We start from the raw sequence: 26,988 nt of genomic DNA on the forward strand, positions 1-26,988 counted from the left end.
TGGAGTCTACCTTGCAACATAAACCTTACCAACCAGAGAATGCCTTAAGGGGTACTTCGACACCATTAGAAATATCTGCTAATCATGCAGTAAATGGGCATTCTATTAATGATATTCCAGCTAATATGGATATTGCTTATTTTGCGATGGGCTGTTTTTGGGGGGTTGAACGTCTATTTTGGCAACAACAGGGCGTTTACTCAACAAGTGCGGGTTATAGCGGTGGTGTAACAGAAAATCCTACCTACCAACAAGTTTGCCAAGGTTTAACGGGTCATAGTGAAGTGGTGAGAGTTGTTTTTGACCCCGCAATAATTAGCTACCAACAACTTTTGGCTCTTTTTTGGGAAAATCATAATCCATCACAAGGTATGCGCCAAGGTAATGATATTGGTAGCCAATATCGCTCGGCAATTTACACAGTTAATGCAGAGCAATACGCACAAGCTATTGAGTCCAAAAAACGTTATCAACAAGCGATGAATGCCCAAGGCGCAACAACGGAAATTACGACAGAAATACAACCAGCGGGTCCTTTTTATTTTGCTGAAGATTACCACCAGCAATATTTATACAAAAACCCACAAGGTTACTGTGGATTAGGCGGGATAGGTATCTGTTTTCCACCCGAAAAGTAACACTAGCAGAAAATAGCAGGGCGATGATATAATTGCGCCCTCTTATCTATCTTTGTGAATAATTTCATCACAATATATTGATTTATCTTCTATTTTTAACACTCTAGTATTACCCTTTGGATTAAATACTCGGGGTGATGTGAGCCTTATATGCTTAATAGTTTACTCATTGTGCTTTTGCTTTGTGCTATCAGCGCCTTTTTTTCGCTGTCTGAAATCTCTCTTGCTGCTTCTCGTCGAATTAAACTCAAACAACTTGTTGATGAAGGCAATATTAACGCTGCCCGCGTCTTAAAAATGCAAGAAATGCCAGGCATGTTTTTTACTGTCGTTCAAATAGGATTAAATGCTGTTGCCATTTTAGCGGGTATCGTTGGTGAGTCTGCATTCTCCCCTTCACTAAAAAGTTTCTACCTACAATTTTTTGAAGAGCCTCTCGCCCAACAGCTTGGATCTATCTGTTCTTTTATTATTGTCACATCAATGTTTATTTTGCTGGCTGACTTAACCCCAAAACGTATTGGTATGATTAAGCCTGAAGCTATCGCATTAAGAATTGTGAACCCAATGCGTTTCTGCCTTGCCTTCTTCCGCCCTTTGGTGTGGTTATTTAATGGTATGGCAGATCTCATTTTCAAGTTATTTAAAATCCCAATGGTCAGAAATGAAGACATCACTTCTGATGATATTTTTGCCATTGTAGAAGCAGGTGCTGTTGCTGGGGTTTTACGTAAACAAGAGCATGAGTTGATTGAAAATGTCTTTGAATTAGAATCTCGTACTGTACCATCCGCAATGACACCACGAGAAGATGTAGTCTATTTTGATCGTGAAGAGACTGAAAATGATATCAAAGAAAAAATTGCTACTCAGCCCCACTCTAAATTTTTAGTTTGTGAAGGGGATATTGACCATATTATTGGTTATGTAGACTCTAAAGAGCTTCTTAATCGCGTTATTAACGGACAAAGCCTAAATCTCAATGAAGGTGTTCATATTCGTAAAGCGCTGATTATTCCTGACACATTAACGCTTTCAGATATGTTGGAAAGCTTTAAAACATCTGGTGAAGACTTTGCCATTATCCTTAATGAATACGCCATGGTAATGGGTGTTATTACACTAAATGACGTGATGACAACCTTAATGGGTGATTTGATTGGACCCGGACAAGAAGAACAAATTGTGAGCCGTGATGAGCATTCATGGTTAGTTGAAGGCGGTACGCCAATTGATGATGTGATGCGTGTACTTGATATCGACGATTTCCCTGATTCAAGTAACTACGAAACAATCGCTGGTTTTATGATGTATCGTTTACGTAAAATTCCTAAACGTACTGATTATGTGAAGTTTTCAGGATATAAGTTTGAGGTTGTCGATATTGATAATTACAAAATAGATCAATTGCTTGTAACAAAAATTGATGATATCCCTCCTGTTAAACCTGTTTTACAAGAACATGTTCCTGTTACACAGACGACTACAACAGAAGTAGATACTCAAAAAAATGAGAATGATAAAGTAGCTAATTAGTTAGTAACGATTTGTAATTAATAACTGAGTCTTATCTAAATTATTAGAACAAAAGACTCAGTTATCTATCAGATAAAAGTTAGCCCATTTCTGCTTTCAGTAAAACGACCTGCTGGTTCACTTCACTCATGACATTAAAATGTAGCTTATCTCTTATTTTTGGTAATAAAATTTTACCGTAATCGAATTCAAATGCACCCATTCCTTTGATATAAAACCGTCCACGAAATAACGTCTTAACGTAGAGAGCAATTTTTTCAGGGTTATAGCGATTGAAGATTTTCATCTTTCAGTTGTCTCCCATGCTCGTTGTTGAGTTTAATAAGTCATAAAGACTTATCTTTATATATCAAATTTAAAGACCTAATTATAAGTACTAGGTTCCACTTATTTAGTTTTCTTATCTATTTTTACAATTATTGACAGTAAAGAATATAAATAAAGATAGCATGCGCATTATTTTACCCACTCAATGTTAAATAAATGTATCAGTGATGAGGTATTATTCTTCACTAGCTTCTATGCTTAGATAGAATCTAACGTCGATTTCAATAATAGGACAATGGCTATGCACAAAATAACCTTAGCTGCTCTTTTACTTAGCACATCCACATGGGCATTCGCACATAACATCACCGAAAATACAGTCCTTCCCGCTGTTACAATCAATGATAAAGGTGAGCTACTTTATGACACAACCAAAGATAAGTTTAGCTACCAAAATTGGAATAGTGGTCTGCTCAGTGGAAAAGTGCGTACTGTTCAACATATAGCAGGACGTAGCAAAGCGAAAGAGATGAATGCGCCGTTTATTGAAGCGGTAAAACTAGCTAAATTCCCACATGCCAGTTATCAAACTACAACGATTATTAATACTGATGATGCTGTATTTGGCACAGGCCCATTCGTTCGTGGCAGCGTTGAAGACAGTAAAAAAGAATTTCCTTGGTCACAATTTATTGTTGATGCCGATGGCGCAGCATTAAAAGGCTGGGGATTAGAAAAAGAGAGTTCAGCGATTATTGTTTTAGATAAACAAGGCAAAGTCCGTTTCGTCAAAGAAGGCGTATTAAGCGGCGCGGAAATTACGTCTGCTATCAACCTCATCAACGACTTAATTAAAGAATAATTGCTGAATCAGAGCCCTTCTAAAACAAAGGGCTCCAATTTCATAAAGCGGTACTAAAAGATAGAAACTCGAAATCCCGGATTTATTAGCGACTCTTTTGGCGAGTAATCTAACGTTACCCCTTTCCAATCCGTAACATGGGCGCCAGCTGCAATCGCAATAGCATGGCCTGCTGCAGTATCCCATGTATGCGTAGGTCCAAAGCGAGGATAAAGCTGTGCTTTACCTTCAGCGACTAAACAAAACTTCAAAGATGAACCAACGGCGACCGTTTGATGTTCACCTAGCTGTGATAAATATTCTTTTAATTCATCATCTTGATGAGAACGACTAATCACGATCACGGGTGGCTCAGCACGACTTGCATGAATGGGTAATCGCTGACCACACTCCTCTTTCCACGCTTTTTTATTGGCAGCCGCATATAACACATTTTGCACTGGTGCATAGACGACCCCTAAGACCGGAATACCCTTTTCGATTAAGGCGATATTTACCGTAAATTCACCATTTTTACTGATAAATTCTTTAGTGCCATCTAATGGATCAATTAGCCAATAGCGATCCCAATGACGGCGAACTTCCCATTCAGGTGGATCTTCTTCAGATAATTGAGGTATATCAGGAGCAATAGAAGCAAGTCCTTGTTTGATAATTTGGTGAGCGGCTAAATCTGCTTCTGTAACAGGTGAATTATCACTTTTTTCCTGTACTTGGATAGGCTCTGATTGCTGGTAAATTTGCATTATCGCCATACCTGCTTGGCGGGCTAATTTGCTGACTTGTTCTAACATAATGCACCTCGCTTATTTCTATAAGTAGATAACTTCTCTTATAAAAATCAATTATCCTACTGTCTATTTATTTTAGTCCAGAGGCAAAAATAGCCGGCAAAACCGGCTATTTTTTTACTCTGATTTACAGCAGAATAAGAAATTATAAAATTTCTAATAATTCTACTTCAAATACTAATGTTGCGAATGGAGGAATAGCCGCCCCAGCTCCACGTTCGCCATAAGCTAATTGGTAAGGAATATATAATTCCCATTTTGAACCAACTGGCATTAATGTTAATGCTTCAATCCAGCCAGCGATAACACCATTTACTGGGAATTCAGCTGGTTGCCCACGTTGAACTGAGCTATCAAACACAGTACCATCAATTAAACGCCCCGTGTAATGAACACGAACATGATCAGTACGCGCAGGGATTGCACCTTCACCGGCTGTCAGCACTTTGTACTGTAAGCCCGATTCTGTAACTTGAACACCTTCATTTTTCACATTTTCTTCTAAGAAAACTTTACCAGCATCAGCCAGCTCTGCTTGGCGTTCTTGACGCACAGCTTCCGCACGCTCGTGCATAGTACGTAAGGCATTGTGTAATGTTTCAACAGGTACAGAAGGTGCATTACCTTCTAATGCATCGGTCAAGCCAGCTAACAGTGCTGCGGGCTCTAATCCTTGAAGACCTGATTCAGTCAGTTGTTGACCGACTTGCAGACCAATACCGTAACTTGCCTGTGATTCGATAGAATCAAATGATGGTTTTGACATGAAAAATACCTGTTTTTTATGAAAGTTAGATCCAAGAATAACAGTGGTAAGGTACAGCGTAAACCTTCAGCCTTAAGTAATGGGGATTATTCGTTAAAAACCTAAATAATTGACTCTATTTATCCTGTCTTTAGTACTTTTTTAGTGTGATTTGTCATACTTATTTTCACAACATCGCAACACAGGCATATACTTATACGTAGGCATAAAACTGCCTAGCTCTGTTAATCCAGAGCTAAATATCAATATACAGAGATGTTCAGAGAGGTATTAAGTGAAAATAACTGCAAATCCCTATTTCCGCGAACAAGGCTATATTGATGGTCTGTGGTGTAATGCTAAAAACAACGAAACTGTTGAAGTTATCGATCCTGCCACGGGTACTTTACTAGGTACCGTACCCAATATGGCAACACAAGAAGCAATAATGGCTGTTGATGCTGCACAAAAAGCCTTACCAAAATGGCGTGCACTGACAGCACATCAGCGCGGAGCATTGTTGCAAAATTGGTTTAAATTAATTATTGAAAACAAAAGAAAACTTGCTGAATTGATGACATTCGAGCAAGGCAAACCCGTTGCTGAAGCTGAAGGTGAAATTACTTATGCGGCTTCTTTTATTGAGTGGTTTGCTGAACAAGGTAAAAGAACCAACGGTGAAATTATTCCCTCACCTTCTGCGGATAAACGTTTGATGGTGATCAAACAAGGTATCGGCGTTTGTGCCGCCATCACGCCTTGGAATTTTCCGGCGGCGATGATCACCCGTAAAGCCGCGCCTGCATTAGCTGCGGGTTGTACAATGGTGATTAAACCTGCCAATGAAACACCTTATACTGCACTAGCTTTAGCTGAATTAGCGGCTCAAGCGGGTATCCCCGCCGGTGTTATTAATATTGTCACAGGTGATGCGATTAAAATTGGCGAAGTCTTTACCTCTGATAACCGTGTTCGCAAATTAAGTTTTACAGGCTCTACGGGGGTTGGACGTTTATTAATGCGCCAGTGCTCGGATAGCGTAAAAAAAGTCTCTTTAGAGTTAGGTGGTAATGCACCCTTTATCGTGTTTAACGATGCTGATATTGATAAAGCGGTTGAAGGTGCTATGGGGGCAAAATTCCGTAATGCAGGACAAACTTGTGTTTGCGCTAACCGTTTTTATATTCATAAAGATGTTTATCAACAATTTAGCGAGCGCTTTGTTGATGCGGTTAAAAAACTTAAAGTGGGAAATGGTTTTGAAGAAGGTGTCTCTATTGGACCTCTGATTAACCGCAAAGCTGTTGAGAAATCACAATCATTACTTGCTGACACACTAAAACGCGGTGCAACACTGCTTTGTGGTGGAGAAAGTGATAACGCAGGTGAAAACTTTTTCCAGCCTACTGTTGTTGGTAATGTACCTACTGATAGCCATATTCTTGAAGAAGAAATATTTGGCCCTGTCGCACCTTTAGTGATTTTTGAACATGAAGATGAAGTGGTGCATTTAGCCAATAACACCATTTATGGCTTAGCTGCTTATTTTTATAGTGAAAATCCACAGCGTATTTGGCGCGTTGCTGAAAATTTAGAATATGGCATGGTGGGAATTAACACGGGGTTAATTTCTAATGAAGTTGCACCATTTGGTGGTATCAAACAATCAGGTTTAGGTCGTGAAGGCTCTGAGCACGGCATTGAAGACTATATGGAGATGAAGTACCTCTGCCAAGGGTTATAATCTTTAACGCTATTTATAAAAGTAAGTCAGCATGGATGCTACTGCTTTTTCCTTTTTTATCATTATTTTTAAAGAAAAATACCCTCGATAATAACCAAGGGTATAAGGTGTCAGCCCAATATTCTTATCAATAAGTTATCAGTGATAAAGCATTTCGTGAACAATATCATCTGCTTTCATTGAATAAGGGTAATATGTTGGCCAGTTACTTAGCTCTTTAAGTAATTCATCTTGCGATGTATTGCCCATATATAAATGGAAGTGCCCCGCTTTCTCTGGTGCAATAATGTGGTCGCTAAATTGAATAAATTTGGGCGCTTGGCTTTTGGCATCATCACAGCGAAAAAGATAACGTACTCCTTTTTTACCAGACTCATAATGTAGAATACGATAACCATCATAGTGATATTCACAGCTATCTACGTTCTCACCACGATGGAACTCAATAATATTGTTTTCAATACCAATCATATCCACATCCGTTTTATAGCCTTGTGTATAGTAAGCGCGGTACTCATCAACCGTTTTATCTTTTTTGGTTTCTGCTTTTTTCTGTAAAACCTCATCTAATTCGCCACTGAGAAGATAAGGCTCTACAGATTGCCATACACCTTCCCAATCACTGAGTTGGCGATCAAGCACATCCTTATCCTCAAAAATACCATTAGCAGCATCTCGTTGTGATTGTGTTTGTACTTTTTCATGATGATGCCCATGAGCCAAAACAGACATCGCACTACTCAATAGTCCCATAATCAAAACACAAGAAAGTATCGGTCTTTGCATGATGTTACCCCTGAACTGCTTTAAAACGTGGATTTGACTTACAAATCACATAAAGACGACCACGGCGACGCACAACCTTACAATCTGGATGACGTTGTTTAGCACTTTTTAATGAGCTTAATACCTGCATTATCTCTTCCTTACTTAATAAATTGACCAAAACGTTTATTAAAGCGTGCCACATTACCTTCTTGAGAATGTGTCTTTTGTTTACCGGTATAAAATGGGTGTGATTGAGAGGAAACATCTAATGTCACATAAGGGTATATTTGCCCTTCATACTCTATTGTTTTTTCCGTTTGGATGGTTGAACCCACTTTAAAATAAGCATCTGCACTAGTGTCATGAAAAATCACTGTTCGATATTGAGGGTGAATACCTAGTTTCATAATAAACCCCATTTGTTTGTTATGTTATATTGTAACAAATTAGAATTGTGCTAATGTACCGCTTTTTTATTTTATTGACCAGTTTTTTTTGATTTGTTTTTCTATTTCAAGAAAGAAAGTATGCTTTTGAAAGGGATTTTTTAAGTGATATAAATGGATTTTCTGGCTTTTTTTATCCAGTTTTCCTATTTTCCGCTAAAGTTATACTAAGATGGCAAAACAAATAGGATTTATTATGACTCATTGGCGCGATAAGCTTTTCAGTAAGTCACTTCTGTCTATTGATCGTAATATAGACTTTCCTAATGTTTTTCCTAGTTCTACACCTTCGCTTTTTTCATTATTAACTCCTTATGAAATAGGCGATGTGCCTTTACCTGATGAATTAAATCTATTGTCAGAAAGTCACTTAAAAGAAAAATCAAATAATGAATCTATTCCTTTCAGTTGGTCAGCAGGCGCTCGCGAAGGCATTATTCTGCATCAACGGATAGGTCGCGCGATCGAACAGCAGCCTTCACAACAATCATGTGAGGAATTTGTCCTCTCACTCTATAACGCAATCAAACATGTTGTGCTTTTACCCGATAAAGATCATATCACTTCTTTTTATGCAATAGCCTGTCAGGATAAACTTGCCCCGATAACTTATCTTTCCCAATTGATCGACCAAATAGAACAAGATGAAGTACTGGTTAAAAATGAGATCTATTTTCAGTTGATCTTATGGATCTTAAAACTGAGCCCTGATAAAAATCCCGTTAAAATCGCTTTAGGATTGTTAAGATCATTTCATGATAATACTTCTCAACATTTGCTTTTATTGTTTGCTCTTCATCCTGAATTTACACTTTATGCTATCCGTTCGCTAAAACAGCGTCTTTCTTGCGAAGAGTTTGAGCCTTTTTTATATTCCCTTGGTCAGCGAACCAAAGGCTGGGGACGTATTCAATTTATTGAATATCTGCCAACAGCACTTTCGGTAAATAACCGTTATTGGTTACTCACTGAAGGCTATAAAAATAATGTAATGATAGAATATGTCGCCTATGACTGTGTAACGAAAGGCAAACTATTAGAGATGCTTCATACGCATCCTTTGGATAACACACTGCTACTAGGCTGTAGTGATTTATTGCGTGCATTGATTAATGGTGGCCCAGCAAAAGATATTTATGATTACATTGAGGGTGTCCAAGTTTGCAAAGCGTTTATTTCACAAGTCGATGCACTGCCACCGAAAGAGCTAAAATTGCTTCATTGTGTTTGTGAAATCGCTGATTTTGTACAAAATAGTGGTGAAGATTGGTTATTACTCGAAGCATTAGGATGGGATGACCACGTCCAACAGCAAATTATGTCTGTTTCACAAAATATTATTCAAAGACCAGAGTGGTCAACACTCATTATTGAAGCATTACAACATCCCTCTCGCTCAAAAAATTACCAAGCAAGTTTGGTAGCAAAATCTCTTCGTCTTGATATTTGGGAATTGCTTTTTTCACTGCAAAAAGATAATCCCAATGCTGATTGGTGGCATCAGTTAATGCAAACAGGTGCTTCTCATAAAATAGAAAGAGTAGTCAAACTTGCAGAACAACAAATTGCATTAACAGCATTAGATAGCACAGATGATCCATTAATAACTATCTACTCTGAATATCAGTCTCATCATGCCGTTGAATATATTATGCAAGATCTTGGTGGTTTTCCCGGTATCGGCTGGTCACTCATCAAACGGCAGTTACATAGCCCAATATTGCGTGATAGAAATATGGCACTGAATGTTCTTTCAACATGGTCTGACACATTATTACCTCATGATCTTTATGGTGAATTAACACAAGCCTTAACCATAGAAACCGATAAAAATGCTTATCAACGTATGAAGCTATTTTTAGTTAACCATCAAGGAAATGAAGAACATTAATGGTTAGAGCGAATAGATAATTCTGAAAAGAATTCAGGGAGCAGGTTAGGATCATGGTTCGTGCTAGTATGGCTACAAGGAATAAAAAAGATGTTACAGCAATTCATAATACTGATTCACAGATCAATAATGAGGTGAATATGGGCAAATTCCCTGGCTTACATCGTCGAGCAATACTCGTTATTGCTATTGCTTTATTGGTCGTGTTTTTTTGGCCAACAAGTGAGAATAATGGTGAGCCGCCTCAACCGTCATCATCAACGCATGATCTTCCTGTACCAATAGCGCCTACCAATGATCCGGTGTATCAAGCACCGATCCCTCAAGCACAAGATAGCTTAAATGCCGACCCAGAGGTTTCTCCATCAATAGATAACCCAACGGAAAATGATCCCGAGGGAACGGTTGCTCAAACGACGCCACCACAAGACACTCAATCAACACCAGCGCAAAAAACATGGCAAACCTACACTATCAAAGAAGGACAAACCTTAGCGCAACTTTTTAGAGACAATCAACTTCCTGTCAATGATGCATTTTCTATGGCGAAATCAGAAGGCCAACAAAAATCATTAAGCCAATTACGCTCAGGGCAAACTATTCGTTTACAGCGCAATCCGCAAGGTGATGTTAGCATGCTAGAAGTGACAAATAGCGCCGGTACTGTTATCACTTACACTCGTTTAAGTGATGGAAGTTATTACCGTACACCATAGTAGAAGAGCTTTTATTTCCCCAAAGAAAAACGCCAGCTAAGCTGGCGTTTTTCTTTATCAACATTAACTGTTTAATCAGAGATTATTCAGCAACGATGATAACATTCAGTTCAGCGAATACGTCACTGTGAACTTGGAAGTGAACTTCGTGGTCACCAGTAGTACGCAGAACGCCATTTGGCAGGCGAACTTCGCTCTTACACATTTCAACGCCAGCTGCAGTTACTGCATCAGCGATGTCACGAGTACCGATTGAACCAAACAGTTTACCTTCGTCACCCGCTTTAGAGCTGATAGTGACAGAACCCAGTGCATTGATCTTCGCTGCACGAGCTTCAGCTGCTGCTAAAGTTTCAGCTAATTTAGCTTCTAACTCAGCACGACGCGCTTCGAAAAACTCAATGTTTTTCTTAGTCGCAGAAACAGCTTTACCCTGTGGGATTAAATAGTTACGAGCATAGCCCGATTTTACGTTAACCTGATCACCCAGGCTACCTAGATTCGCTACTTTATCAAGCAGAATAATTTGCATTACCTTATCCTCTACAAGTCATTAATGGACTATATACCTATTACTGATGACGATCAGTATAAGGTAATAAAGACAGGTAGCGTGCGCGCTTGATAGCACGAGCCAGCTGACGCTGGTATTTTGCACGAGTACCGGTGATACGACTTGGTACAATTTTACCACTTTCAGTGATATAGTTTTTCAGCGTAGCGATATCTTTATAATCGATCTCTTGTACGCCTTCTGCTGTGAAACGGCAGAACTTACGACGACGGAAATAACGTGCCATATGGCTAGTCTCCAGAATCTATCAATTCAATCTGCTCGGCATGAAGCACCAATTTAAATAATCCATTTCGCGCCTGATGGCTACTAATGAATCCTGAAACGGTGATTTGGCTGCCGACCGTTATACTGTGAGTAACTGCTTGTAACGCTTTCCCGCTAGCAATAATGGGCATTCGGCACCATGATTGTCTTTTTAATCCCGCCTCTTCTTGTATTGAACGATGTTCAATAACAAATTGACAGTGCGGGATCCCAGCGGGGCTAACTTTTCGTATTAATGCTTTGCACACTGTGCCAGTTAGCACCAAATGATTATTAGCCGTCACAGCACTAATTACTCTTCAGAATCCTCTGCTACATCATCAACTTCTTCTTCACCATCTAGGTCATCAGCGATATCACGACGGCGTTCGTCTTTTGCTTTAACCATTGGAGAAGCTTCAGTTACTGCGTGTTTAGTACGCATAATCATGTTGCGGAGAACGGCATCGTTGAAACGGAAAGTAGTTTCCAGTTCATCAATCACTTCCTGCGGAGCTTCAACGTTCATTAGAACGTAGTGTGCTTTGTGCAGTTTGTTGATTGGATAAGCTAATTGACGACGACCCCAGTCTTCTAGACGGTGGATCTGACCATTTGCATTAGTGATAGCGGTTTTATAACGCTCGATCATGCCCGGAACTTGTTCGCTCTGGTCAGGATGAACCATAAAAACGATTTCGTAATGACGCATTTGATATTGCTCCTTACGGATTTATCAGCCTCCTGTCAGGGTCAGTCACCACCCATGGAGGCAAGGAACTTGTTTAGTTGTGACTGAAAAAATTGACGCGTAACTATACCCCCGCGGTCAATAAAACTCAAGGGAGTATAGAGAATAAAATAAACTAAACGATTATTTCACAATAATACGCTGGCGCATCGCTTCAAATAAACAAACGCCAGTTGCGACAGAAACGTTGAGCGAAGACACCGTACCCGCCATTGGAATACTGATCAGTTCATCACAATGCTCACGTGTTAAACGACGCATACCTTCACCTTCAGCACCCATCACTAATGCCATTGGGCCAGTAAGTTTGCTTTGATATAAAGTATGATCTGCTTCGCCTGCTGTGCCGACAATCCAAACATTCTCTTCTTGCAGGAAACGTAATGTACGAGCAAGGTTAGTCACTTTAATTAAAGGAACGCTTTCTGCTGCGCCACAAGCCACTTTTTTCGCTGTTGCATTTAATTGTGCAGAACGATCTTTAGGTACGATAACAGCGTGTACACCCGCTGCATCTGCGCTACGCAAACAAGCCCCTAAATTATGGGGATCAGTAACACCGTCTAGCACTAATAAGAAAGGTGTACCAACTTTAGCTAACAAGTCAGGTAAATCTTGTTCTTGATACTGACGACCTGGTTTCACTTTTGCAATAATACCTTGGTGAACAGCACCCTCTGTTTGGCTATCTAACCACTGACGATTAGCCACTTGAACTAAAATCCCTTGGGCTTCTAATTCGTGAATAACGGGAGTTAAACGGCGGTCTTCACGCCCTTTTAATACATAAACTTCTTTAAAACGTGCAGGATCACGCTCAAGCAATGCTTTTACTGCGTGAATACCATAAATAATTTCTTCGCTCATAGCGGTACTTACTCATTAAAAAATAAAAGGCACAAAACAGCTAAAAGGCGGAGTCTCCGCCTTTTAAAAAAGAACTAGAAGAACAAATCTTATGCTTTATCGCGTTTGGCAGCGCGCTTAGCTTTAAGCTTTGCTTCTATCTTTTTGGTTTGTGATGATGCTTTCTTTCGTTTACTGCTTGCTTTATCTTTAGCAACTTGGTCTTTTACAGCGCTGTCTTTGTTTGCATTACTTTTAGCTGATTTTCCTTTTTTGAAGGCGCTATCTGGCTCAAAGTTTTTATCTTTACTTGCATCACGACGTCGAGACTTACTAGAACTTGCGTTTCTCTTGTCTTTTTCACCCTTTAACCCGCGAACTCGTGCTGTTTTACCCGGGTTACGCGCGGTACGTGTTGTTGAAATTAAGGAGAAATCGATAGTACGTTCATCCATACTGACTGCTTCAACTTTAACTTCAACTTCATCACCAAGGCGATAGACTTGTCCTGAAGACTCACCAATTAAACGCTGCCCCACATTATCATATTGATAGTAATCATTATTTAATGTAGAAACATGTACCAAACCATCAATAAACAGATCATTTAAACGAACAAAGAAACCAAAGCCCGTTACGCTGGTGATTATACCGGTAAATTGTTGACCAATTTGATCCAGCATAAAGTCACATTTCAGCCAATCAGCCACATCTCTTGTTGCTTCATCAGCACGGCGTTCAGTTAAAGAACAGTGCTCGCCTAATTGCAACATGGTGTCCATATCACTATGGTAGCCACCTGTTGGGGTCCAACGCTGTGAGCCATGGCCTTCTTGTTTGGCAATTTGATATTTAATTGCACGGTGCAAAGCTAGATCAGGATAACGACGAATTGGTGAGGTAAAGTGCGCATAAGATTTTAATGCTAAACCAAAGTGCCCACGGTTTTCAGGATCGTAAATCGCCTGCTTCATTGAGCGCAAAATCATGGTTTGTAGCATTTCACGATCAGGTCTGTCTTCAACCTCTTTCATGACTCGCGCATAATCTGCTGGCTCTGGCGTTAAGCCCCCTGGCAACGTTAAACCTAATTCATTAAAGACTGAACGTAAATTCAGTACGCTTTCTTCTTTCGGTTTATCATGAATACGATAAAGTGCAGGTTCTTCATTCTTCTCAACAAAACGAGCGGCTGCGATATTCGCTAAGATCATGCACTCTTCAATTAATTTGTGTGCATCGTTACGAACAACAGGCTCGATACGTTCAATACGACGCTCTGCATTGAAGATAAATTTCGCTTCTTCAGATTCAAACCCTATCGCACCACGTTGCTCACGCGCTTTATCAAGTGCTTGGTATAATTCATATAGATGTTCAATATCTTTAACGATAGGCTTATAGTGCGCACGTAGTTCTTCATCACCTTGAATGATTTTCCACACTTTGGTGTAGGTCATTCGAGCATGAGAACTCATCACTGCTTCATAGAATCTATAAGAAGAAAGGCGCCCTTGCTCAGAAACCGTCATCTCGCAGACCATACACAAACGGTCAACTTGTGGGTTTAATGAACATAATCCATTAGACAGAACTTCTGGCAACATCGGTACGACTTGAGAAGGGAAATAAACAGAGTTTCCTCGACTACGCGCTTCTGTATCTAATGCCGTCTGTGGACGCACGTAATAGCTAACATCAGCAATTGCAACCCATAAACGCCAGCCGCCACCCTTTTTACGTTGACAATAAACAGCGTCATCGAAATCTCGTGCATCTTCACCATCAATTGTGATTAAAGGCAAACCACGTAAATCAACACGGCCTTCTTTGGCAGATTCAGGCACTTCCTCTTTTAAATCAGCGACTTCTTTTGTGACTTTTGCAGGCCAAGTGTAAGGAATTTCATGGGTACGTAATGCGATCTCTACTGCAATACCCGTCCCCATCGTCTCACCTAAAATTTCGACAATACGACCTACAGCTTGAGTTCGTCGCGTTGGTCTTGTAGTGACTTCAACCACCACCACATTACCCATACGTGCACCCATGATATCTTCTTTAGGAATAAGAATATCAAAGCTTAAACGGCTATCATCAGGTACAACGAATCCCATACCTGACTCAATAAAATAGCGACCTACAATTTGATTATTTCGTGGTTCAATCACGCGAACAACACGACCTTCACGGCGACCTTTTCTATCCATACCTAAAGGTTGAGCAAGAATAACATCGCCATGCATGGTTTTTTTCATTTCATCTTGTGAAAGGTAAAGATCATCTTTTTGACCTTCTGCACGTAAAAAACCATAACCATCACGGTGACCAATTACCTTTCCTTTCCATAAATCAAGGCGTTCAGGTAACGCGTAGCACTGGCGACGGGTAAAAACTAATTGACCATCACGCTCCATCGCTCTTAAACGACGACGTAACGCTTCTAAGTCTTCTTCACCTGAAATTTTTAACGCCTGTGCTAAATCTTCACGGCTCATGGGTGCCGTGCGTTTTTTCATTTCTTCTAAAATATATTCGCGACTAGCAATTGGAGAGGCGTATTTTTCTGCTTCTCTATCCTGAAAAGGATCTTTTGACATTATGACCTCCAAGCTATCAGATTTGATGAAATAGTAGACTCAAACATCTTCTAATAACAATTTATATAAGGAGCTATTATTTTCAACTAGCTCAGCGAGTGTGTGACGGTCTAACTCTTTCAAAAACTGCTCAATTGCCTGATTCAAGACCAGTTTTAGTCGACACGCAGGGGTAATGTGGCAAAACTCAGCACTACAGTTTACTAATGAAAGTGGCTCTAAAGCACGAACAACCTCACCCACAATGATGTCTGTTGCAGGCTTACCTAAACGGATCCCACCATTTTTACCACGAATAGCCTCAACAAAACCTAAGTGGCTAAGTTGATTAATAATTTTCACCATATGGTTACGCGAGACACCATAGACTTGCGTCACTTCCGTGATACTCGTCATTTTGCCTTCTGGCAATGAAGCCATATATATCAATGCCCGCAATCCATAATCTGTAAAACTGGTTAATTGCACAATGACCTCTGAAAAGTGGTTTTCCCTATTAAAGTCGTTAAGGGATAAGTAATTAGTAATGAGAATATCATTTTATTAAGCAATATTATGTTTAATTTTTGGACATTTAGCAAAGATATGCTCAAAAGTGAGTTATTTCCATCTCTCACTTGACTACTAACAAAATAATAGCGACATCATAGGCAAAGAAAAAGCGATACTGTCGATTTTCAACAGATCGCTTTTCTATTTCTGGCATTACAACAATAACATTGTCTTATTGTTTTTACGCGTTACGGATAAAACAGAAGCAAAACCGAGTGTAAAGCTGTCTTATCTTATATGTGTAACGCGTATTTTTATCTCAATTTAATCAACAAACAGATACGAAAAAATCGCCCCTGTCATTTTCAGGGACGATTTTCACATCAAACCAATTTAATGCAGATTATGCATCAAATGGATGACGGAGAATGATGGTTTCTGAACGGTCTGGACCAGTAGAAACAATATCAACAGGAACACCTGTTAACTCTTCTACACGTTTGATGTAGTTCAGCGCTGCTTGTGGCAGTTGAGCGTGATCTTTCACACCAAAAGTACTTTCATTCCAACCTGGCATTGATTCATAGATAGGCTCGATACCTTCCCATTCATCAGCAGCTAAAGGTGTTGTATCAATGACTTCACCGTTTGGTAAGCGATAACCCACACACAGTTTCACTTCTTTCAAACCATCTAACACATCCAGTTTCGTCATGCAGAAACCAGACAGTGAGTTGATTTGAACAGCGCGACGAATAGCGACGATATCTAACCAACCAGTACGACGGCTACGACCAGTGGTTGCACCAAACTCTTGGCCTTTCTCACGTAAGAAGTCACCCACTTCATCAAACAATTCAGTTGGGAATGGACCTGCACCTACACGAGTAGAGTAAGCTTTGATGATCCCTAATACGTAACCAACATAACGAGGGCCTAAACCTGAACCTGTTGCTACACCACCTGCGGTTGTGTTTGAAGAGGTTACATACGGATAAGTACCGTGGTCGATGTCTAATAAAGTACCTTGTGCACCTTCAAACATCACTAACTCACCGTTTTGTGTTGCTTTGTACAGTAAGTCAGAAACATCAACAACCATACCTGTCAGAATATCAGCGATTGCCATGATATCGTCTAAGGTTTTTTGGTAATCAACAGGTTCAACTTTGTAGTAGTTAACCAGTTGGAAGTTATGGTATTCGATGATTTCTTTGAGTTTTTGTGCAAACGCTTTTTTATCAAACAGATCGCCAACACGTAAACCGCGACGAGCAACTTTATCTTCGTAAGCAGGACCGATACCACGGCCTGTTGTACCGATAGCTTTCTCGCCACGCGCTTTCTCACGCGCATTATCTAATGCGATATGATAAGGAAGGATTAATGGGCAAGCTTCAGACAGAAGTAAACGAGAGCGAACAGGAATGCCACGATCTTCAAGTTGGGTCATTTCCTTCATCAGCGCTTCCGGTGATAACACGACACCGTTTGCTATGATGCTAACAACATTTTCACGGAGAATGCCTGATGGGATCAAATGAAGAACGGTTTTTTCACCGTCGATGACTAGAGTGTGGCCTGCGTTATGGCCACCTTGGTAGCGAACAACATACTTAGCGCGTTCTGTCAGCAAATCGACTATCTTGCCTTTACCTTCGTCACCCCACTGGGTGCCCAATACGACAACGTTATTACTCATTTCAAAATACACTCGGTTGCTTAAAAAAGGATTCTACCATCTCAAATCAAGAGTTACAGTAGATTTTATCTAATTATGTCATCCCCGCTTTTAAGCAATAGATTATCTTGCCATTGTCAATATTTTTGCCCGAAAAATCCGCACCACAAACATATTGTGACTTTCATCAACAGTTTTGATCGCAAAAATAGGAAGCAGAGTGACATAAAAGTGAAAATGGCGAAGAAGACGCTTCGGAATTGCCGAAGGTTTATCTTGAAATGCAATTTTCACTTTATACTATCCCAGCTAAAACCATTTTGGAAACCATTAAGCATAAATTTTCATCTTTTTATACACAATTATTTATTTCTTAGCTTGATTATTAGCATTAACTTATTAATATCCAAAAAAAAATCCCCCACTTTTTAAAGATGGAGGATTTTATAATTTACTCAAACGGTTTAATACGTTTGGAAATTACTCTTCAATCGCTCGCGCTTTTGTTGGTGCTTTCATATAGCGTAAGAAATCGCTATCTGGGCTTAATACCATGACGTCATTGCCATCTTGGTTAAAGCTTTTCTCATAAGCACGTAAGCTACGAATAAAGGCATAGAAGTCTGGATCTTGGCTGAATGCATCAGCAAACAGTTTAGTTGCTTGGGCATCACCTTCACCGCGAAGACGTAAAGATTCACGCTCAGACTCAGCAAGTGTCTCTGTTACGGTTTTATCCGCAGCAGCACGAATTTTCACAGCTTGCTCTTGACCTTGTGAACGGTGACGACGAGCAACGGCCTCACGTTCTGCACGCATACGCTGATAAATCGCCTCAGAAACTTCCATAGGTAGGTTGATTTGCTTGATTCGAACGTCAATCACTTCAATACCTAATGCCGCCATACTGTTCATATTGATAGCGGGAGCTTGACCTTTAGTTTCTTCAGCTACCTTCTTCGCTGCAATAGCAATAGCATCATCAGCAGCACTTGTATCACGAGAAGGTGTACCTTCATTCAGAGCATTACGAACATCAATGGTTAAACGACCACGAGAATCTGTAATAATTTGGTTTACGCTCATACGACCAATCTCTGAACGTAAACGGTCACTAAATTTACGACGCAGTAAAGTTTCAGCTTGCGTTGTATTACCACCACCTGTTGCCAGATAGTAAGTACTGAAATCACTGATACGCCATTTCAGATAAGAGTCAACTAATAAGTCTTTATTCTCACCGGATAAGAAGCGGTCTTGCTGGATATTCATGGTTTGAATACGCGCATCCAGTTTTTTCACATTCTCAATAAATGGAATTTTAAAGTGAAGACCTGGCTCATAAACAACCGGTTTATTTTCAGCATCACGTACCACTTTCGCAAAGCGTAAAATAATGCCACGCTCATACTGTTGAACGACAAATACAGAAGAGTACAACAACGCTAAAATAATAACTGCAACAACAGCGATAACTTTACGCATGATTATTGTCCTCCTTGATTATTGCCGTAAGGCTGACCATAACCGCCATTATTACTACTACCATATCCACCATTACCATAAGTCGTTGTTGCTGGTTTTTGTGTCGGTGTTGGATTTACAGTTGGAGCGGGTGTGTTGATACGAGCCGACGCCTCAGGGGTATTTGATACACCCGTATGAGATGGCTGACGTAGCATTTGCTCTAAAGGTAGCACTAACATGCTGTTGCCTTTATCATTAGCGATGACTTTACGTGTTTTGGACAGCACTTTTTCCATCGTTTCAATGTAAAGACGCTCGCGAGTAATTTCAGGAGCAGCACGATATTCAGGTAAGATTTTAGCAAAACTTGCTACCTCACCTTCTGCTTTCATCACCACACTGGTTTTATAAGCCGTCGCTTCTTCAATCATACGTTGTGCGTTACCTTTTGCTAACGGTAACACTTCGTTTTTATAAGCTTCAGCTTGACGAATAGTTTTTTGTTCTTCTTCACGAGCCGCAATTACGTCATCAAATGCTGCTTTTACCGCTTCTGGTGGGCGCGCAACTTGGAAGTTGACGTCCACAATCGAGATACCCATGTTATACGGGCGGATAGTCTCTTCTAATTCTTGACGTGTTTGGTCACGAATTTCTGAACGGTTTGAAGTCAGAATTTTTTCCATTTCTGAACGACCAATAACACCACGTACAGCACTGTCAGTTGCCTGACCTAAGCTGTTAATTGGTGTTGTTAGGTTAAACAGGAATGTTTCTGGATCAGAGACAACATACTGCACGTTTATCTCAACTTGAACCATGTTTTCATCTGACGTTAACATCATGCCACCCGTAGTTAAATCACGGATAGTTTTTACGTTAACAGGCTGAACTTCATCAATAAAAGTCGGTTTCCAGTTCAGACCGGGTTCAACGATTTGGTAAAATTTACCAAAACGAGTCACTACGCCTTGCTCTGCCTCTTTGATGGTATAAAAACCACTTGCAGCCCAAACTACGACAACCGCACCTAATGCAAGAGAAATCAAAAGATTTCCAGCATTACCACGAGGCCCGCCATTTTGCCCAGAAGAGGAGTTCCCACCTTTTTTACCACCGAAACCACCAAGTTTTTCACTCAGTTTACGGAACATATCATCGAGATCTGATGCTCCACGATTCCGACCTCCTTGATTGCCGTTGGAGTTACCGTTACCATCGCCATTATTATTGCCGCTGTTTCGGTTACCCCACGGGTCGCGGTCTTGTCCGTTGTTACCGGGCTGATTCCACGCCATGTTCTAGCTCCATTATTATGATTAGATTTATCAGGCTTAAGAGCCGATTTCGTCGCCAGCTCTCAGTTAATGTTCATTATTATGGCCGAATATCAGACCACGTAATCCAATAAATTGGGTTCCTGCTTGCAAAGGCGGCGCCAGTCTATCATAGGCATACGTATGATTAGTCCAACTTTACCGTCTTTTTCAATCCATTCACGTTCTATTGACTGTAATTGATAAAAGCGGCTACGCAAGCGCCCTGTATCTTCTGGCGGTAAACGTAATTCTAAGTGTGCGATCTCACCTGAAAGACGTTCTGTCAACGCCTGATACAACAGAGGAATACCTTCGCCTGTTTGTGCCGAAACCCAAACCCTAACGGGTAAGTTTTCTTCATTTCGATCAATTCTTGGAGTGAAGTCTTCAAGAAGATCAATTTTGTTCATAACATGCAGTGTTGGTATCTCTTGAGCATCAATCTCTTCTAATACACTTTCAACGGCATGAATATTTTCCTCAAAACGACTATCTGCTGCATCAATAACATGAAGAAGTAAGGTTGCTTCTCGTGTTTCTTGCAAAGTGGCTTTAAAAGCAGCAACAAGATCATGAGGTAAATGTCGAATAAATCCAACAGTATCGGCTAATACAACCGTTCCCACATCCTCAACTTGAATACGTCTTAATGTAGGATCTAATGTTGCAAACAACTGATCTGCTGCATATACATCAGAGCAGGTAATATGATTAAATAAACTCGATTTCCCCGCATTCGTGTAACCAACAAGGGATAATGTTGGAATATCAGCTTTACTCCGCGCTTGTCGTCCTTGTTCACGCTGACGCTCAACTCTACCCAATCGCATTAGAATTTGACTAATTTTACCTCGGAGTAAGCGGCGGTCTGTTTCTAGCTGAGTTTCGCCTGGTCCTCGTAACCCAATCCCCCCTTTTTGTCTTTCAAGGTGAGTCCACCCTCTGACTAAACGGGTTGATAAGTGACGTAACTGGGCGAGTTCTACCTGTAGTTTTCCTTCATGGGTTCTTGCTCTTTGAGCAAAAATATCAAGGATAACTCCCGTGCGATCAACCACTCGGCATTCACAAAGTCTTTCCAGATTTCGCTCTTGTGCAGGTGTCAGTGCATGATTAAATAAAACAACATCTGCACCACTTGCTTTTACAGCCTCGGCAATTTCTTCTGCCTTACCTTCACCGACATAATATTTGGGATGAGGTGCTTTACGATTTCCTGTAATAATCTGAACTGGCTTAACACCCGCAGATGTCACCAAAGATTCAAATTCTTGCAAATCATCAACGTCCTTTTCTTGAGAAAAGAAGACGTGTACTAAAACGGCTAATTCGCCACCTTCATAACGATCAAACAAAGGCGAAACCTCTTGGACTTTATAAAAACAGGAAAAAACATAGGTAAAGTCTCCCTACCTATGTTTTTCTTATATCAAGAATAATATTGGATTATTATTCTGCAACATCATCCTGCTGAGCAGCACCACCATTGTAGCCTGTACCAGTTTGGTTCGTGCCTGTATTGCTATGATGAGAAACAGGACGCGAAGGTACCACGGTAGAGATAGCATGTTTATATACCATCTGACTGACTGTGTTTTTCAGCAAAATAACAAATTGGTCAAAAGATTCGATCTGACCCTGCAATTTAATGCCGTTTACCAAATAGATAGAAACGGGAACCCTTTCACGACGTAATGCGTTCAAGAAAGGATCTTGCAAAGATTGCCCCTTAGCCATTCTATGTTTTCCTTATTTTGTTGTTTTATATTAGAACCCAATTGGTTCGAAAAATGAACTACTCAAAAATTGCGCTTTGGCAACTATCAATTTTACACAAACCTACCATCTATGCACTAACTACCTGCAAAACAGTGTCAAGAGATTGTTTTGGATCTTCACTGTCAAGCCAGTGAATGTTATTCCAACCCCTTAACCAGGTGATTTGTCGCTTCGCTAATTGCCGGGTCGCGCAGATCCCTCGATAAACCATCTCATCATAATCTATTTCGCCTGATAAATATGACCACATCTGGCGATAACCGACACAACGTACAGAAGGTAAATCTTCATGCAAATCGCCCCGTTCATACAATGATTTTACTTCATCTTCAAATCCACACGTTAACATCTGTTTAAAACGAGCTTCAATGCGTTGGTGAAGAACATTTCTGTCTTTCGGAGCAATCGCAAATTGATAAACATCATAGGGCAAAGACTCGCCTGATATTTTTGTCAATTCCGTCATTGTCTTACCTGAAATCAGGTAAACTTCTAACGCACGAGAAAGCCGTTGAGGATCATTAGGATGGATCCGTTGCGCTGCAACAGGATCAACTAACGCTAACTCTTTATGTATTGCCTCCCACCCTTGCTCTGCTGCTTTTTTTTCTATTTCAGCACGAACATCCGAATTGGCACTAGGTAAAGGCGATAGACCTTCAAGTAACGCTTTAAAATATAGCATAGTCCCACCCACTAATAGTGGAATTCGTCCAACTGCAGTAATTTCTTCCATTGCATTTAATGCATCTCGTCGAAAATCTGCAGCAGAATAGGGAAATGCGGGGTCTAGAATATCAATTAATCGATGTGGAGCAAGCGATTGCTCATTCGCATCTGGCTTTGCTGTACCAATATCCATACCACGATAGATAAGAGCTGAATCCACGCTAATAATATCTACAGGCAGTTTCTGTCTCAGTGCAATTGCTAATGCTGTTTTACCTGACGCTGTAGGTCCCATTAGAAAAATTGCTTTAGGTTTTATTTGCGTGTTCACTTCGCTCATTATTTAATGCCACTACCACCGGTTGTAAATCAATTAATTGTAATAAGTTTTTTGCTGGCTGTCTGACATATTGAGGACAGAGTCTTTCAATATCAGCCAATAGTCCTACTGCTTGAGCTTGCGACCATTGCGTCTGCTCTGCCCCTAATTGTTTTGCAAACCACTGTCCAAGTTGTTGCTCGGTACAAGATTGCTCTGCTGACAAATAAGCGAATAATGCTGTCAGTAACACGGGTAAATTTTGCTGACGCAAAGGTAACGACACTGCATGTATTGTTGCTTTACCGTGAGAAATTTCGATAACGATCCCGAAATGACTGATTAGCGACTGAAACTGATTGAATACACTAATCTCCTCTTTACTCAACGCCAACTTTAAAGGCACTAGCAAAGGTTGTGGCTTCAATGTTTCATCTTTAGGCAGTAATTGCGCACATTTTAACAGAAAATCTGCTTCTTCCAATGATAACAGCCCAAGACCTTGTGAAGATTCTATTAACGCATATTTGTGCTGATAAATTGCCAATACTCGCCCAAAAGTATAATCAGTTTGTCCATCTTTCGCATTGACGGAACGAGGCATCACCGAAATAGTACCTTCTTCGATATTATTAGTTGTATGAACGATTTCACCTAAATTCAATGGGGCACGCTCAGGAAATAGGGGTATTTTTTCTTTATCTTTTGATGTTGATACACTTTCTTGCATCATTTTTTGATAAAGCGCACCTTGTGTCCGCTGATAACTTTCACCAAACTGATGGCGACCTCCAAATTGAGAGGCTTGCTTTTGATGTGAGTTACTGTTGTGCTCTCGTTCACTGTAATGGTGTGATGATGATCGATTTGACGGAGTTTGAGCTATTGGTGCTTGATAAGGCTGAGAAAATACGTTTTCACCTGCAACTTGACGATTTTCAGGGAAGTTTAACGCTGTTTCGTGTTCTTCTTCATCATCTGAAGCTAATGATAAAGGTTCTTGGGTTGCTTGTCGTAAAACACTCAACACACCTTGATAGATAAAATCATGAACCAAGCGAGATTCATGAAAGCGAACTTCATGTTTAGCGGGATGGACATTAACATCGACTTGGTGAGGATCAACACTTAAATACAAAATGTAAGAAGGTTGCTGTTCTCCTTGCAAATAACCTTCGTAAGCTTGGCGAATAGCATGATTAATTAATCTATCACGCATCATTCGTCCATTCACATAGCAATACTGAATTTCACTACTTTGCACTGGTGATAAAGGATGTTCTACCCAACCTTTTATTGCTAAATCACCATGTTCCCACGATAACTGCATTGATTGATTGACAAAATTATTTCCACAAATCGTACTCAAACGGCGATTTTGCTGACTTTCATCTTTTACTGCCCGGTATTGCCGAACACGTTTGCCGTTATGAGTAAGATTGATAGTGACATCAAAACGCGATAACGCAATTCTACGAATCACTTCATCAATATGTGCAAATTCTGTTTTTTCAGTCCGTAAAAATTTACGTCTTGCGGGCGTGTTATAAAACAGATCAAGAACTTCAACTGTACTTCCCACAGGATGAGCGGCAGGTTTAATGGTGACTGCCATATCTCTGCCTTCTGCATAAGCTTGCCATGCTTCTTCTTGATCTTGAGTACGTGATGTCAGGATCAAACGGGAAACAGAACTAATGCTCGCTAATGCTTCTCCACGAAACCCCATACTCATTATGGCTTCAAGATCGTCAAGAGTTGATATTTTGCTAGTTGCATGGCGAGCAAGTGCTAACTTCAAATCATCACGATTGATACCGCATCCATTATCACGAATACGAATTAGCTTAGCGCCACCTTTATCGATATCAATATCAATCGAGGTCGCGCCTGCGTCTAAACTATTTTCCAGCAGCTCTTTAACAACAGAGGCTGGTCTTTCAACAACTTCCCCTGCGGCAATTTGGTTTGCAAGCTGAGGAGGTAATAAATTTATCGCCATTACCTTTATTCCATTCTACTCAATCAATTAGGCGCGTTTTGTAAAGGGTGAGCCAGAAAATAATTTCTTAAACCTGCGTGAATAGATGCCGCGAGCTTTTCTTGATAAGCATTAGAAATCAGTAACTGCTCTTCTGACGCGTGGCTGATAAAACCTGTTTCAACTAAAATTGAAGGGATATCTGGTGAGCGTAAAACCCCTAAGCTGGCATGCTCTGGTGTTTTCTTATGTAATGAACCCACTTTTCTTAGCTCAGACAATACAGCAACGGCGACGTCATAACCCACTCGCTGTGAATTACCAAACTGCAAATCGAGCACCGTTTGACTTAAATAAGGATCAGCACCTTCTGATAAAGCATCACCAGCACCGCCTAACAATTCTGATTGTTTTTCACTTTGTTCAAGCCACTTACCTAATTCACTGTTTGCTCGACGATTAGAAAGCACCCACACAGAAGCGCCTCTTGCACTACGATTTGGTGCTGAGTCAGCATGAATAGACACTAACATATTTGCACTTTGCTTACGGGCAACTTCAGAGCGCCCCGCAACTGAGATAAAATAATCACCACTACGTGTTAGAACAGGTTTAAACATAGGATCATTACGTAATCGAGCTTCCAACTTTCTTGCTACACTTAATGTCACGTCTTTTTCACGATTACCTTTCTGACCAATCGCACCCGGATCTTGCCCACCATGTCCTGCATCTATCGCAATAATAATTTGGCGAGAGCCCGCTTGTGGCTTTGATGGAGTGGTGCGAGGTTTCACAATAGGAGCAACTGGAGCAACCTCTGCTTTAGGTGTCATGGTTAAAGGCGCCATTTCTCTATTTGTATTTGAGGCTGATGCCGTCATTGTTGTCGGTGATAACGCAACAACAGTGACTGTTGATTGTGCATTGCTATTTTGTCGACTATTCATAGCCTTTATAGTAAGCACTAACTTATATCCACCACCTACATTCACTAAACTCTCCGTCACCACAACGGGCTGAGCAAGTTCTACAACCATACTTTGGTATTGGCTATCTTTTGATTGCGTTGAGCGGATTTTATGAGCTAACTGCCCATTACCTAGTATTGCCGGTAATCCCGTGATTTTTGTGCTCTGTTTAAAATCCATCACCAAACGGTCAGGACTTTTTAATGAATAATATCGATAACTCGGCTTCCCATCACTAAACGTAAATGTGAGGATTGTTGCTGAAATGCTGTTTTCTGCTTTCACTTCTGTCACAGTAGCGGCTTGTGCTGTTTGCACAAAAAATAAAGACAAAACAACCAACAGAAAGGCAACAACATAGCGCTGACTTTGACTCACAATAGTAATGAGACTCGACATAATCAATATTCCTTTATGCAGACTGAATACGGGATAAAACAGTATTCCCTCTTTGTGAAAGGGCAACAAAACGCGCTTTTCGACCTTCATCTTCATAACTTAGATGAAGTTCTAAATCCGCGTTAGGTAAAAAGCCTTCGCCTTGCGATGGCCATTCAATAAGGCATAACGCGTCTTGCTCAAAATAGTCACGTATCCCCATAAACTCCAACTCTTCAGCAGAAGCTAAACGATAAAGATCAAAATGATAAACTGGATTTGGCGACAGCATATAAGGCTCAACTAATGTATACGTTGGGCTTTTTACATGTCCTTGATGACCCAGCGCTTGTAAAAAGCCGCGGCTAAAGGTTGTTTTTCCAGCACCAAGGTCGCCATATAAATAAATGATCAATCCGTGATGCTCCGTTGCCATTGCAACAGTACGCCCGAGTTCAACTGTTGCCGCTTCATCTTCTAATGTAACAACCCATTCTTTCATATTTATATA

General features: G+C 40.4%; 29 protein-coding genes. 6 read left to right on the plus strand and 23 right to left on the minus strand.

Features of this window, described 5'->3' with window-relative positions; translation table 11 throughout:
- The first annotated feature begins 11 nt into the window (after window positions 1-11).
- Window positions 12-638: a peptide-methionine (S)-S-oxide reductase MsrA gene (msrA, locus tag DK861_RS07005; protein ID WP_006535727.1), complete on the plus strand. Its 627-nt coding sequence runs from the start codon at window positions 12-14 to the stop codon at window positions 636-638.
- A 150-nt stretch (window positions 639-788) separates the two neighbouring features.
- Window positions 789-2,174, plus strand: coding sequence for a hemolysin family protein (locus DK861_RS07010; RefSeq protein ID WP_072064569.1), 1,386 nt, complete (start codon window positions 789-791; stop codon window positions 2,172-2,174).
- Between the two features lie 79 nt (window positions 2,175-2,253).
- Here DK861_RS07010 and DK861_RS07015 read toward each other — a convergent pair whose 3' ends face one another.
- Window positions 2,254-2,460 carry a DUF1107 domain-containing protein gene (locus tag DK861_RS07015; protein WP_006535730.1) on the minus strand — a complete coding sequence of 69 codons (207 nt, stop codon included), beginning with the start codon at window positions 2,458-2,460 and terminating at the stop codon, window positions 2,254-2,256.
- A gap of 282 nt (window positions 2,461-2,742) precedes the next feature.
- Here DK861_RS07015 and DK861_RS07020 point away from each other — a divergent pair, with 282 nt between their 5' ends.
- Window positions 2,743-3,303 carry a YtfJ family protein gene (locus DK861_RS07020; RefSeq protein WP_072064570.1) on the plus strand — a complete coding sequence of 187 codons (561 nt, stop codon included), beginning with the start codon at window positions 2,743-2,745 and terminating at the stop codon, window positions 3,301-3,303.
- A 53-nt stretch (window positions 3,304-3,356) separates the two neighbouring features.
- Here DK861_RS07020 and cysQ read toward each other — a convergent pair whose 3' ends face one another.
- Both cysQ and DK861_RS07030 read right to left on the minus strand, forming a co-directional pair.
- On the minus strand, window positions 3,357-4,097 hold the full coding sequence (gene cysQ / locus DK861_RS07025) for a 3'(2'),5'-bisphosphate nucleotidase CysQ (protein ID WP_006535732.1): 741 nt from the start codon (window positions 4,095-4,097) through the stop codon (window positions 3,357-3,359).
- A gap of 142 nt (window positions 4,098-4,239) precedes the next feature.
- The gene (locus DK861_RS07030) at window positions 4,240-4,860 is read right to left on the minus strand and encodes a peptidylprolyl isomerase (protein WP_006535733.1); all 621 of its coding nucleotides are present in this window, start codon (window positions 4,858-4,860) and stop codon (window positions 4,240-4,242) included.
- Window positions 4,861-5,134: 274 nt separating this feature from the next.
- Here DK861_RS07030 and DK861_RS07035 point away from each other — a divergent pair, with 274 nt between their 5' ends.
- The gene (locus DK861_RS07035) at window positions 5,135-6,583 is read left to right on the plus strand and encodes an NAD-dependent succinate-semialdehyde dehydrogenase (RefSeq protein WP_109399668.1); all 1,449 of its coding nucleotides are present in this window, start codon (window positions 5,135-5,137) and stop codon (window positions 6,581-6,583) included.
- A 138-nt stretch (window positions 6,584-6,721) separates the two neighbouring features.
- On the opposite strand, the gene zinT is transcribed toward DK861_RS07035, so the two are convergent.
- From zinT to DK861_RS07050, 3 genes are read right to left on the minus strand one after another with little or no spacing between them, the layout of a single operon-like run.
- The gene (gene zinT / locus DK861_RS07040) at window positions 6,722-7,369 is read right to left on the minus strand and encodes a metal-binding protein ZinT (RefSeq protein WP_109399669.1); all 648 of its coding nucleotides are present in this window, start codon (window positions 7,367-7,369) and stop codon (window positions 6,722-6,724) included.
- A 4-nt stretch (window positions 7,370-7,373) separates the two neighbouring features.
- Window positions 7,374-7,499, minus strand: coding sequence for a type B 50S ribosomal protein L36 (gene ykgO, locus DK861_RS07045; protein WP_006535739.1), 126 nt, complete (start codon window positions 7,497-7,499; stop codon window positions 7,374-7,376).
- A gap of 10 nt (window positions 7,500-7,509) precedes the next feature.
- Window positions 7,510-7,758 carry a type B 50S ribosomal protein L31 gene (locus DK861_RS07050; RefSeq protein WP_072064574.1) on the minus strand — a complete coding sequence of 83 codons (249 nt, stop codon included), beginning with the start codon at window positions 7,756-7,758 and terminating at the stop codon, window positions 7,510-7,512.
- A gap of 235 nt (window positions 7,759-7,993) precedes the next feature.
- Here DK861_RS07050 and DK861_RS07055 point away from each other — a divergent pair, with 235 nt between their 5' ends.
- Both DK861_RS07055 and DK861_RS07060 read left to right on the plus strand, forming a co-directional pair.
- A complete protein-coding gene (locus DK861_RS07055; RefSeq protein ID WP_109399670.1) occupies window positions 7,994-9,688 on the plus strand; it encodes a hypothetical protein in 1,695 nt (564 codons plus the stop codon).
- 53 nt (window positions 9,689-9,741) lie between these two features.
- Window positions 9,742-10,404 carry a LysM-like peptidoglycan-binding domain-containing protein gene (locus DK861_RS07060; RefSeq protein ID WP_109399671.1) on the plus strand — a complete coding sequence of 221 codons (663 nt, stop codon included), beginning with the start codon at window positions 9,742-9,744 and terminating at the stop codon, window positions 10,402-10,404.
- 82 nt (window positions 10,405-10,486) lie between these two features.
- On the opposite strand, the gene rplI is transcribed toward DK861_RS07060, so the two are convergent.
- The 17 genes from rplI to tsaE form a co-directional block, all read right to left on the minus strand.
- A complete protein-coding gene (rplI, locus tag DK861_RS07065) occupies window positions 10,487-10,936 on the minus strand; it encodes a 50S ribosomal protein L9 (protein WP_023583606.1) in 450 nt (149 codons plus the stop codon).
- A 40-nt stretch (window positions 10,937-10,976) separates the two neighbouring features.
- Window positions 10,977-11,204 carry a 30S ribosomal protein S18 gene (gene rpsR / locus DK861_RS07070; protein WP_000135199.1) on the minus strand — a complete coding sequence of 76 codons (228 nt, stop codon included), beginning with the start codon at window positions 11,202-11,204 and terminating at the stop codon, window positions 10,977-10,979.
- A 4-nt stretch (window positions 11,205-11,208) separates the two neighbouring features.
- Entirely contained in the window at window positions 11,209-11,529 is a 321-nt protein-coding gene (priB, locus tag DK861_RS07075) for a primosomal replication protein N (protein WP_006535746.1), read from the minus strand.
- Between the two features lie 8 nt (window positions 11,530-11,537).
- Entirely contained in the window at window positions 11,538-11,936 is a 399-nt protein-coding gene (rpsF, locus tag DK861_RS07080; RefSeq protein ID WP_006535747.1) for a 30S ribosomal protein S6, read from the minus strand.
- Between the two features lie 162 nt (window positions 11,937-12,098).
- Entirely contained in the window at window positions 12,099-12,842 is a 744-nt protein-coding gene (gene rlmB / locus DK861_RS07085) for a 23S rRNA (guanosine(2251)-2'-O)-methyltransferase RlmB (protein WP_006535748.1), read from the minus strand.
- A gap of 89 nt (window positions 12,843-12,931) precedes the next feature.
- The gene (gene rnr / locus DK861_RS07090) at window positions 12,932-15,421 is read right to left on the minus strand and encodes a ribonuclease R (RefSeq protein ID WP_072064577.1); all 2,490 of its coding nucleotides are present in this window, start codon (window positions 15,419-15,421) and stop codon (window positions 12,932-12,934) included.
- Between the two features lie 39 nt (window positions 15,422-15,460).
- Window positions 15,461-15,889 carry a nitric oxide-sensing transcriptional repressor NsrR gene (gene nsrR / locus DK861_RS07095; RefSeq protein WP_036914714.1) on the minus strand — a complete coding sequence of 143 codons (429 nt, stop codon included), beginning with the start codon at window positions 15,887-15,889 and terminating at the stop codon, window positions 15,461-15,463.
- A gap of 427 nt (window positions 15,890-16,316) precedes the next feature.
- Window positions 16,317-17,615, minus strand: coding sequence for an adenylosuccinate synthase (locus tag DK861_RS07100; protein ID WP_006535751.1), 1,299 nt, complete (start codon window positions 17,613-17,615; stop codon window positions 16,317-16,319).
- Window positions 17,616-17,717: 102 nt separating this feature from the next.
- Entirely contained in the window at window positions 17,718-17,888 is a 171-nt protein-coding gene (locus DK861_RS18285) for a hypothetical protein (protein ID WP_164525857.1), read from the minus strand.
- Window positions 17,889-18,074: 186 nt separating this feature from the next.
- On the minus strand, window positions 18,075-19,079 hold the full coding sequence (hflC, locus tag DK861_RS07105) for a protease modulator HflC (RefSeq protein WP_006535753.1): 1,005 nt from the start codon (window positions 19,077-19,079) through the stop codon (window positions 18,075-18,077).
- Window positions 19,080-19,081: 2 nt separating this feature from the next.
- Window positions 19,082-20,359 (minus strand): FtsH protease activity modulator HflK, encoded by a 1,278-nt coding sequence (hflK, locus tag DK861_RS07110; RefSeq protein WP_109399672.1) that lies wholly within the window; start codon window positions 20,357-20,359, stop codon window positions 19,082-19,084.
- 92 nt (window positions 20,360-20,451) lie between these two features.
- Window positions 20,452-21,735, minus strand: a complete 1,284-nt coding sequence (gene hflX, locus DK861_RS07115) for a ribosome rescue GTPase HflX (RefSeq protein WP_109399673.1) — start codon at window positions 21,733-21,735, stop codon at window positions 20,452-20,454.
- 94 nt (window positions 21,736-21,829) lie between these two features.
- Window positions 21,830-22,117 (minus strand): RNA chaperone Hfq, encoded by a 288-nt coding sequence (gene hfq / locus DK861_RS07120; protein WP_075672788.1) that lies wholly within the window; start codon window positions 22,115-22,117, stop codon window positions 21,830-21,832.
- 109 nt (window positions 22,118-22,226) lie between these two features.
- On the minus strand, window positions 22,227-23,168 hold the full coding sequence (miaA, locus tag DK861_RS07125; RefSeq protein ID WP_072064581.1) for a tRNA (adenosine(37)-N6)-dimethylallyltransferase MiaA: 942 nt from the start codon (window positions 23,166-23,168) through the stop codon (window positions 22,227-22,229).
- The gene (gene mutL, locus DK861_RS07130; RefSeq protein ID WP_109399674.1) at window positions 23,137-25,149 is read right to left on the minus strand and encodes a DNA mismatch repair endonuclease MutL; all 2,013 of its coding nucleotides are present in this window, start codon (window positions 25,147-25,149) and stop codon (window positions 23,137-23,139) included. Before mutL ends, miaA begins: the two co-directional genes overlap by 32 nt.
- 23 nt (window positions 25,150-25,172) lie before the next feature.
- Complete coding sequence (locus DK861_RS07135; RefSeq protein ID WP_072064582.1) at window positions 25,173-26,498, minus strand: N-acetylmuramoyl-L-alanine amidase; 1,326 nt, start codon at window positions 26,496-26,498, stop codon at window positions 25,173-25,175.
- A gap of 13 nt (window positions 26,499-26,511) precedes the next feature.
- The gene (tsaE, locus tag DK861_RS07140) at window positions 26,512-26,979 is read right to left on the minus strand and encodes a tRNA (adenosine(37)-N6)-threonylcarbamoyltransferase complex ATPase subunit type 1 TsaE (protein WP_072064583.1); all 468 of its coding nucleotides are present in this window, start codon (window positions 26,977-26,979) and stop codon (window positions 26,512-26,514) included.
- Window positions 26,980-26,988: the final 9 nt, after the last annotated feature.

Origin of the sequence: Proteus sp. TJ1640 (assembly GCF_003144445.1) — a bacterium.
GTDB classification, from domain to species: Bacteria; Pseudomonadota; Gammaproteobacteria; order Enterobacterales; family Enterobacteriaceae; genus Proteus; species Proteus penneri.

Bases quoted from the DNA above. Each gene is read 5' to 3' on its own strand.
- DK861_RS07010 (WP_072064569.1), top strand. From the start codon at position 789: ATGCTTAATAGTTTACTCATTGTGCTTTTGCTTTGTGCTATCAGCGCC.
- DK861_RS07015 (WP_006535730.1), bottom strand. From the start codon at position 2,460: ATGAAAATCTTCAATCGCTATAACCCTGAAAAAATTGCTCTCTACGTT.
- DK861_RS07020 (WP_072064570.1), top strand. From the start codon at position 2,743: ATGCACAAAATAACCTTAGCTGCTCTTTTACTTAGCACATCCACATGG.
- cysQ (WP_006535732.1), bottom strand. From the start codon at position 4,097: ATGTTAGAACAAGTCAGCAAATTAGCCCGCCAAGCAGGTATGGCGATA.
- DK861_RS07030 (WP_006535733.1), bottom strand. From the start codon at position 4,860: ATGTCAAAACCATCATTTGATTCTATCGAATCACAGGCAAGTTACGGT.
- zinT (WP_109399669.1), bottom strand. From the start codon at position 7,369: ATGCAAAGACCGATACTTTCTTGTGTTTTGATTATGGGACTATTGAGT.
- ykgO (WP_006535739.1), bottom strand. From the start codon at position 7,499: ATGCAGGTATTAAGCTCATTAAAAAGTGCTAAACAACGTCATCCAGAT.
- DK861_RS07050 (WP_072064574.1), bottom strand. From the start codon at position 7,758: ATGAAACTAGGTATTCACCCTCAATATCGAACAGTGATTTTTCATGAC.
- DK861_RS07055 (WP_109399670.1), top strand. From the start codon at position 7,994: ATGACTCATTGGCGCGATAAGCTTTTCAGTAAGTCACTTCTGTCTATT.
- DK861_RS07060 (WP_109399671.1), top strand. From the start codon at position 9,742: ATGGTTCGTGCTAGTATGGCTACAAGGAATAAAAAAGATGTTACAGCA.
- rplI (WP_023583606.1), bottom strand. From the start codon at position 10,936: ATGCAAATTATTCTGCTTGATAAAGTAGCGAATCTAGGTAGCCTGGGT.
- rpsR (WP_000135199.1), bottom strand. From the start codon at position 11,204: ATGGCACGTTATTTCCGTCGTCGTAAGTTCTGCCGTTTCACAGCAGAA.
- rpsF (WP_006535747.1), bottom strand. From the start codon at position 11,936: ATGCGTCATTACGAAATCGTTTTTATGGTTCATCCTGACCAGAGCGAA.
- rlmB (WP_006535748.1), bottom strand. From the start codon at position 12,842: ATGAGCGAAGAAATTATTTATGGTATTCACGCAGTAAAAGCATTGCTT.
- rnr (WP_072064577.1), bottom strand. From the start codon at position 15,421: ATGTCAAAAGATCCTTTTCAGGATAGAGAAGCAGAAAAATACGCCTCT.
- DK861_RS07100 (WP_006535751.1), bottom strand. From the start codon at position 17,615: ATGAGTAATAACGTTGTCGTATTGGGCACCCAGTGGGGTGACGAAGGT.
- hflC (WP_006535753.1), bottom strand. From the start codon at position 19,079: ATGCGTAAAGTTATCGCTGTTGTTGCAGTTATTATTTTAGCGTTGTTG.
- hflK (WP_109399672.1), bottom strand. From the start codon at position 20,359: ATGGCGTGGAATCAGCCCGGTAACAACGGACAAGACCGCGACCCGTGG.
- hfq (WP_075672788.1), bottom strand. From the start codon at position 22,117: ATGGCTAAGGGGCAATCTTTGCAAGATCCTTTCTTGAACGCATTACGT.
- miaA (WP_072064581.1), bottom strand. From the start codon at position 23,168: ATGAGCGAAGTGAACACGCAAATAAAACCTAAAGCAATTTTTCTAATG.
- mutL (WP_109399674.1), bottom strand. From the start codon at position 25,149: ATGGCGATAAATTTATTACCTCCTCAGCTTGCAAACCAAATTGCCGCA.
- DK861_RS07135 (WP_072064582.1), bottom strand. From the start codon at position 26,498: ATGTCGAGTCTCATTACTATTGTGAGTCAAAGTCAGCGCTATGTTGTT.
- tsaE (WP_072064583.1), bottom strand. From the start codon at position 26,979: ATGAAAGAATGGGTTGTTACATTAGAAGATGAAGCGGCAACAGTTGAA.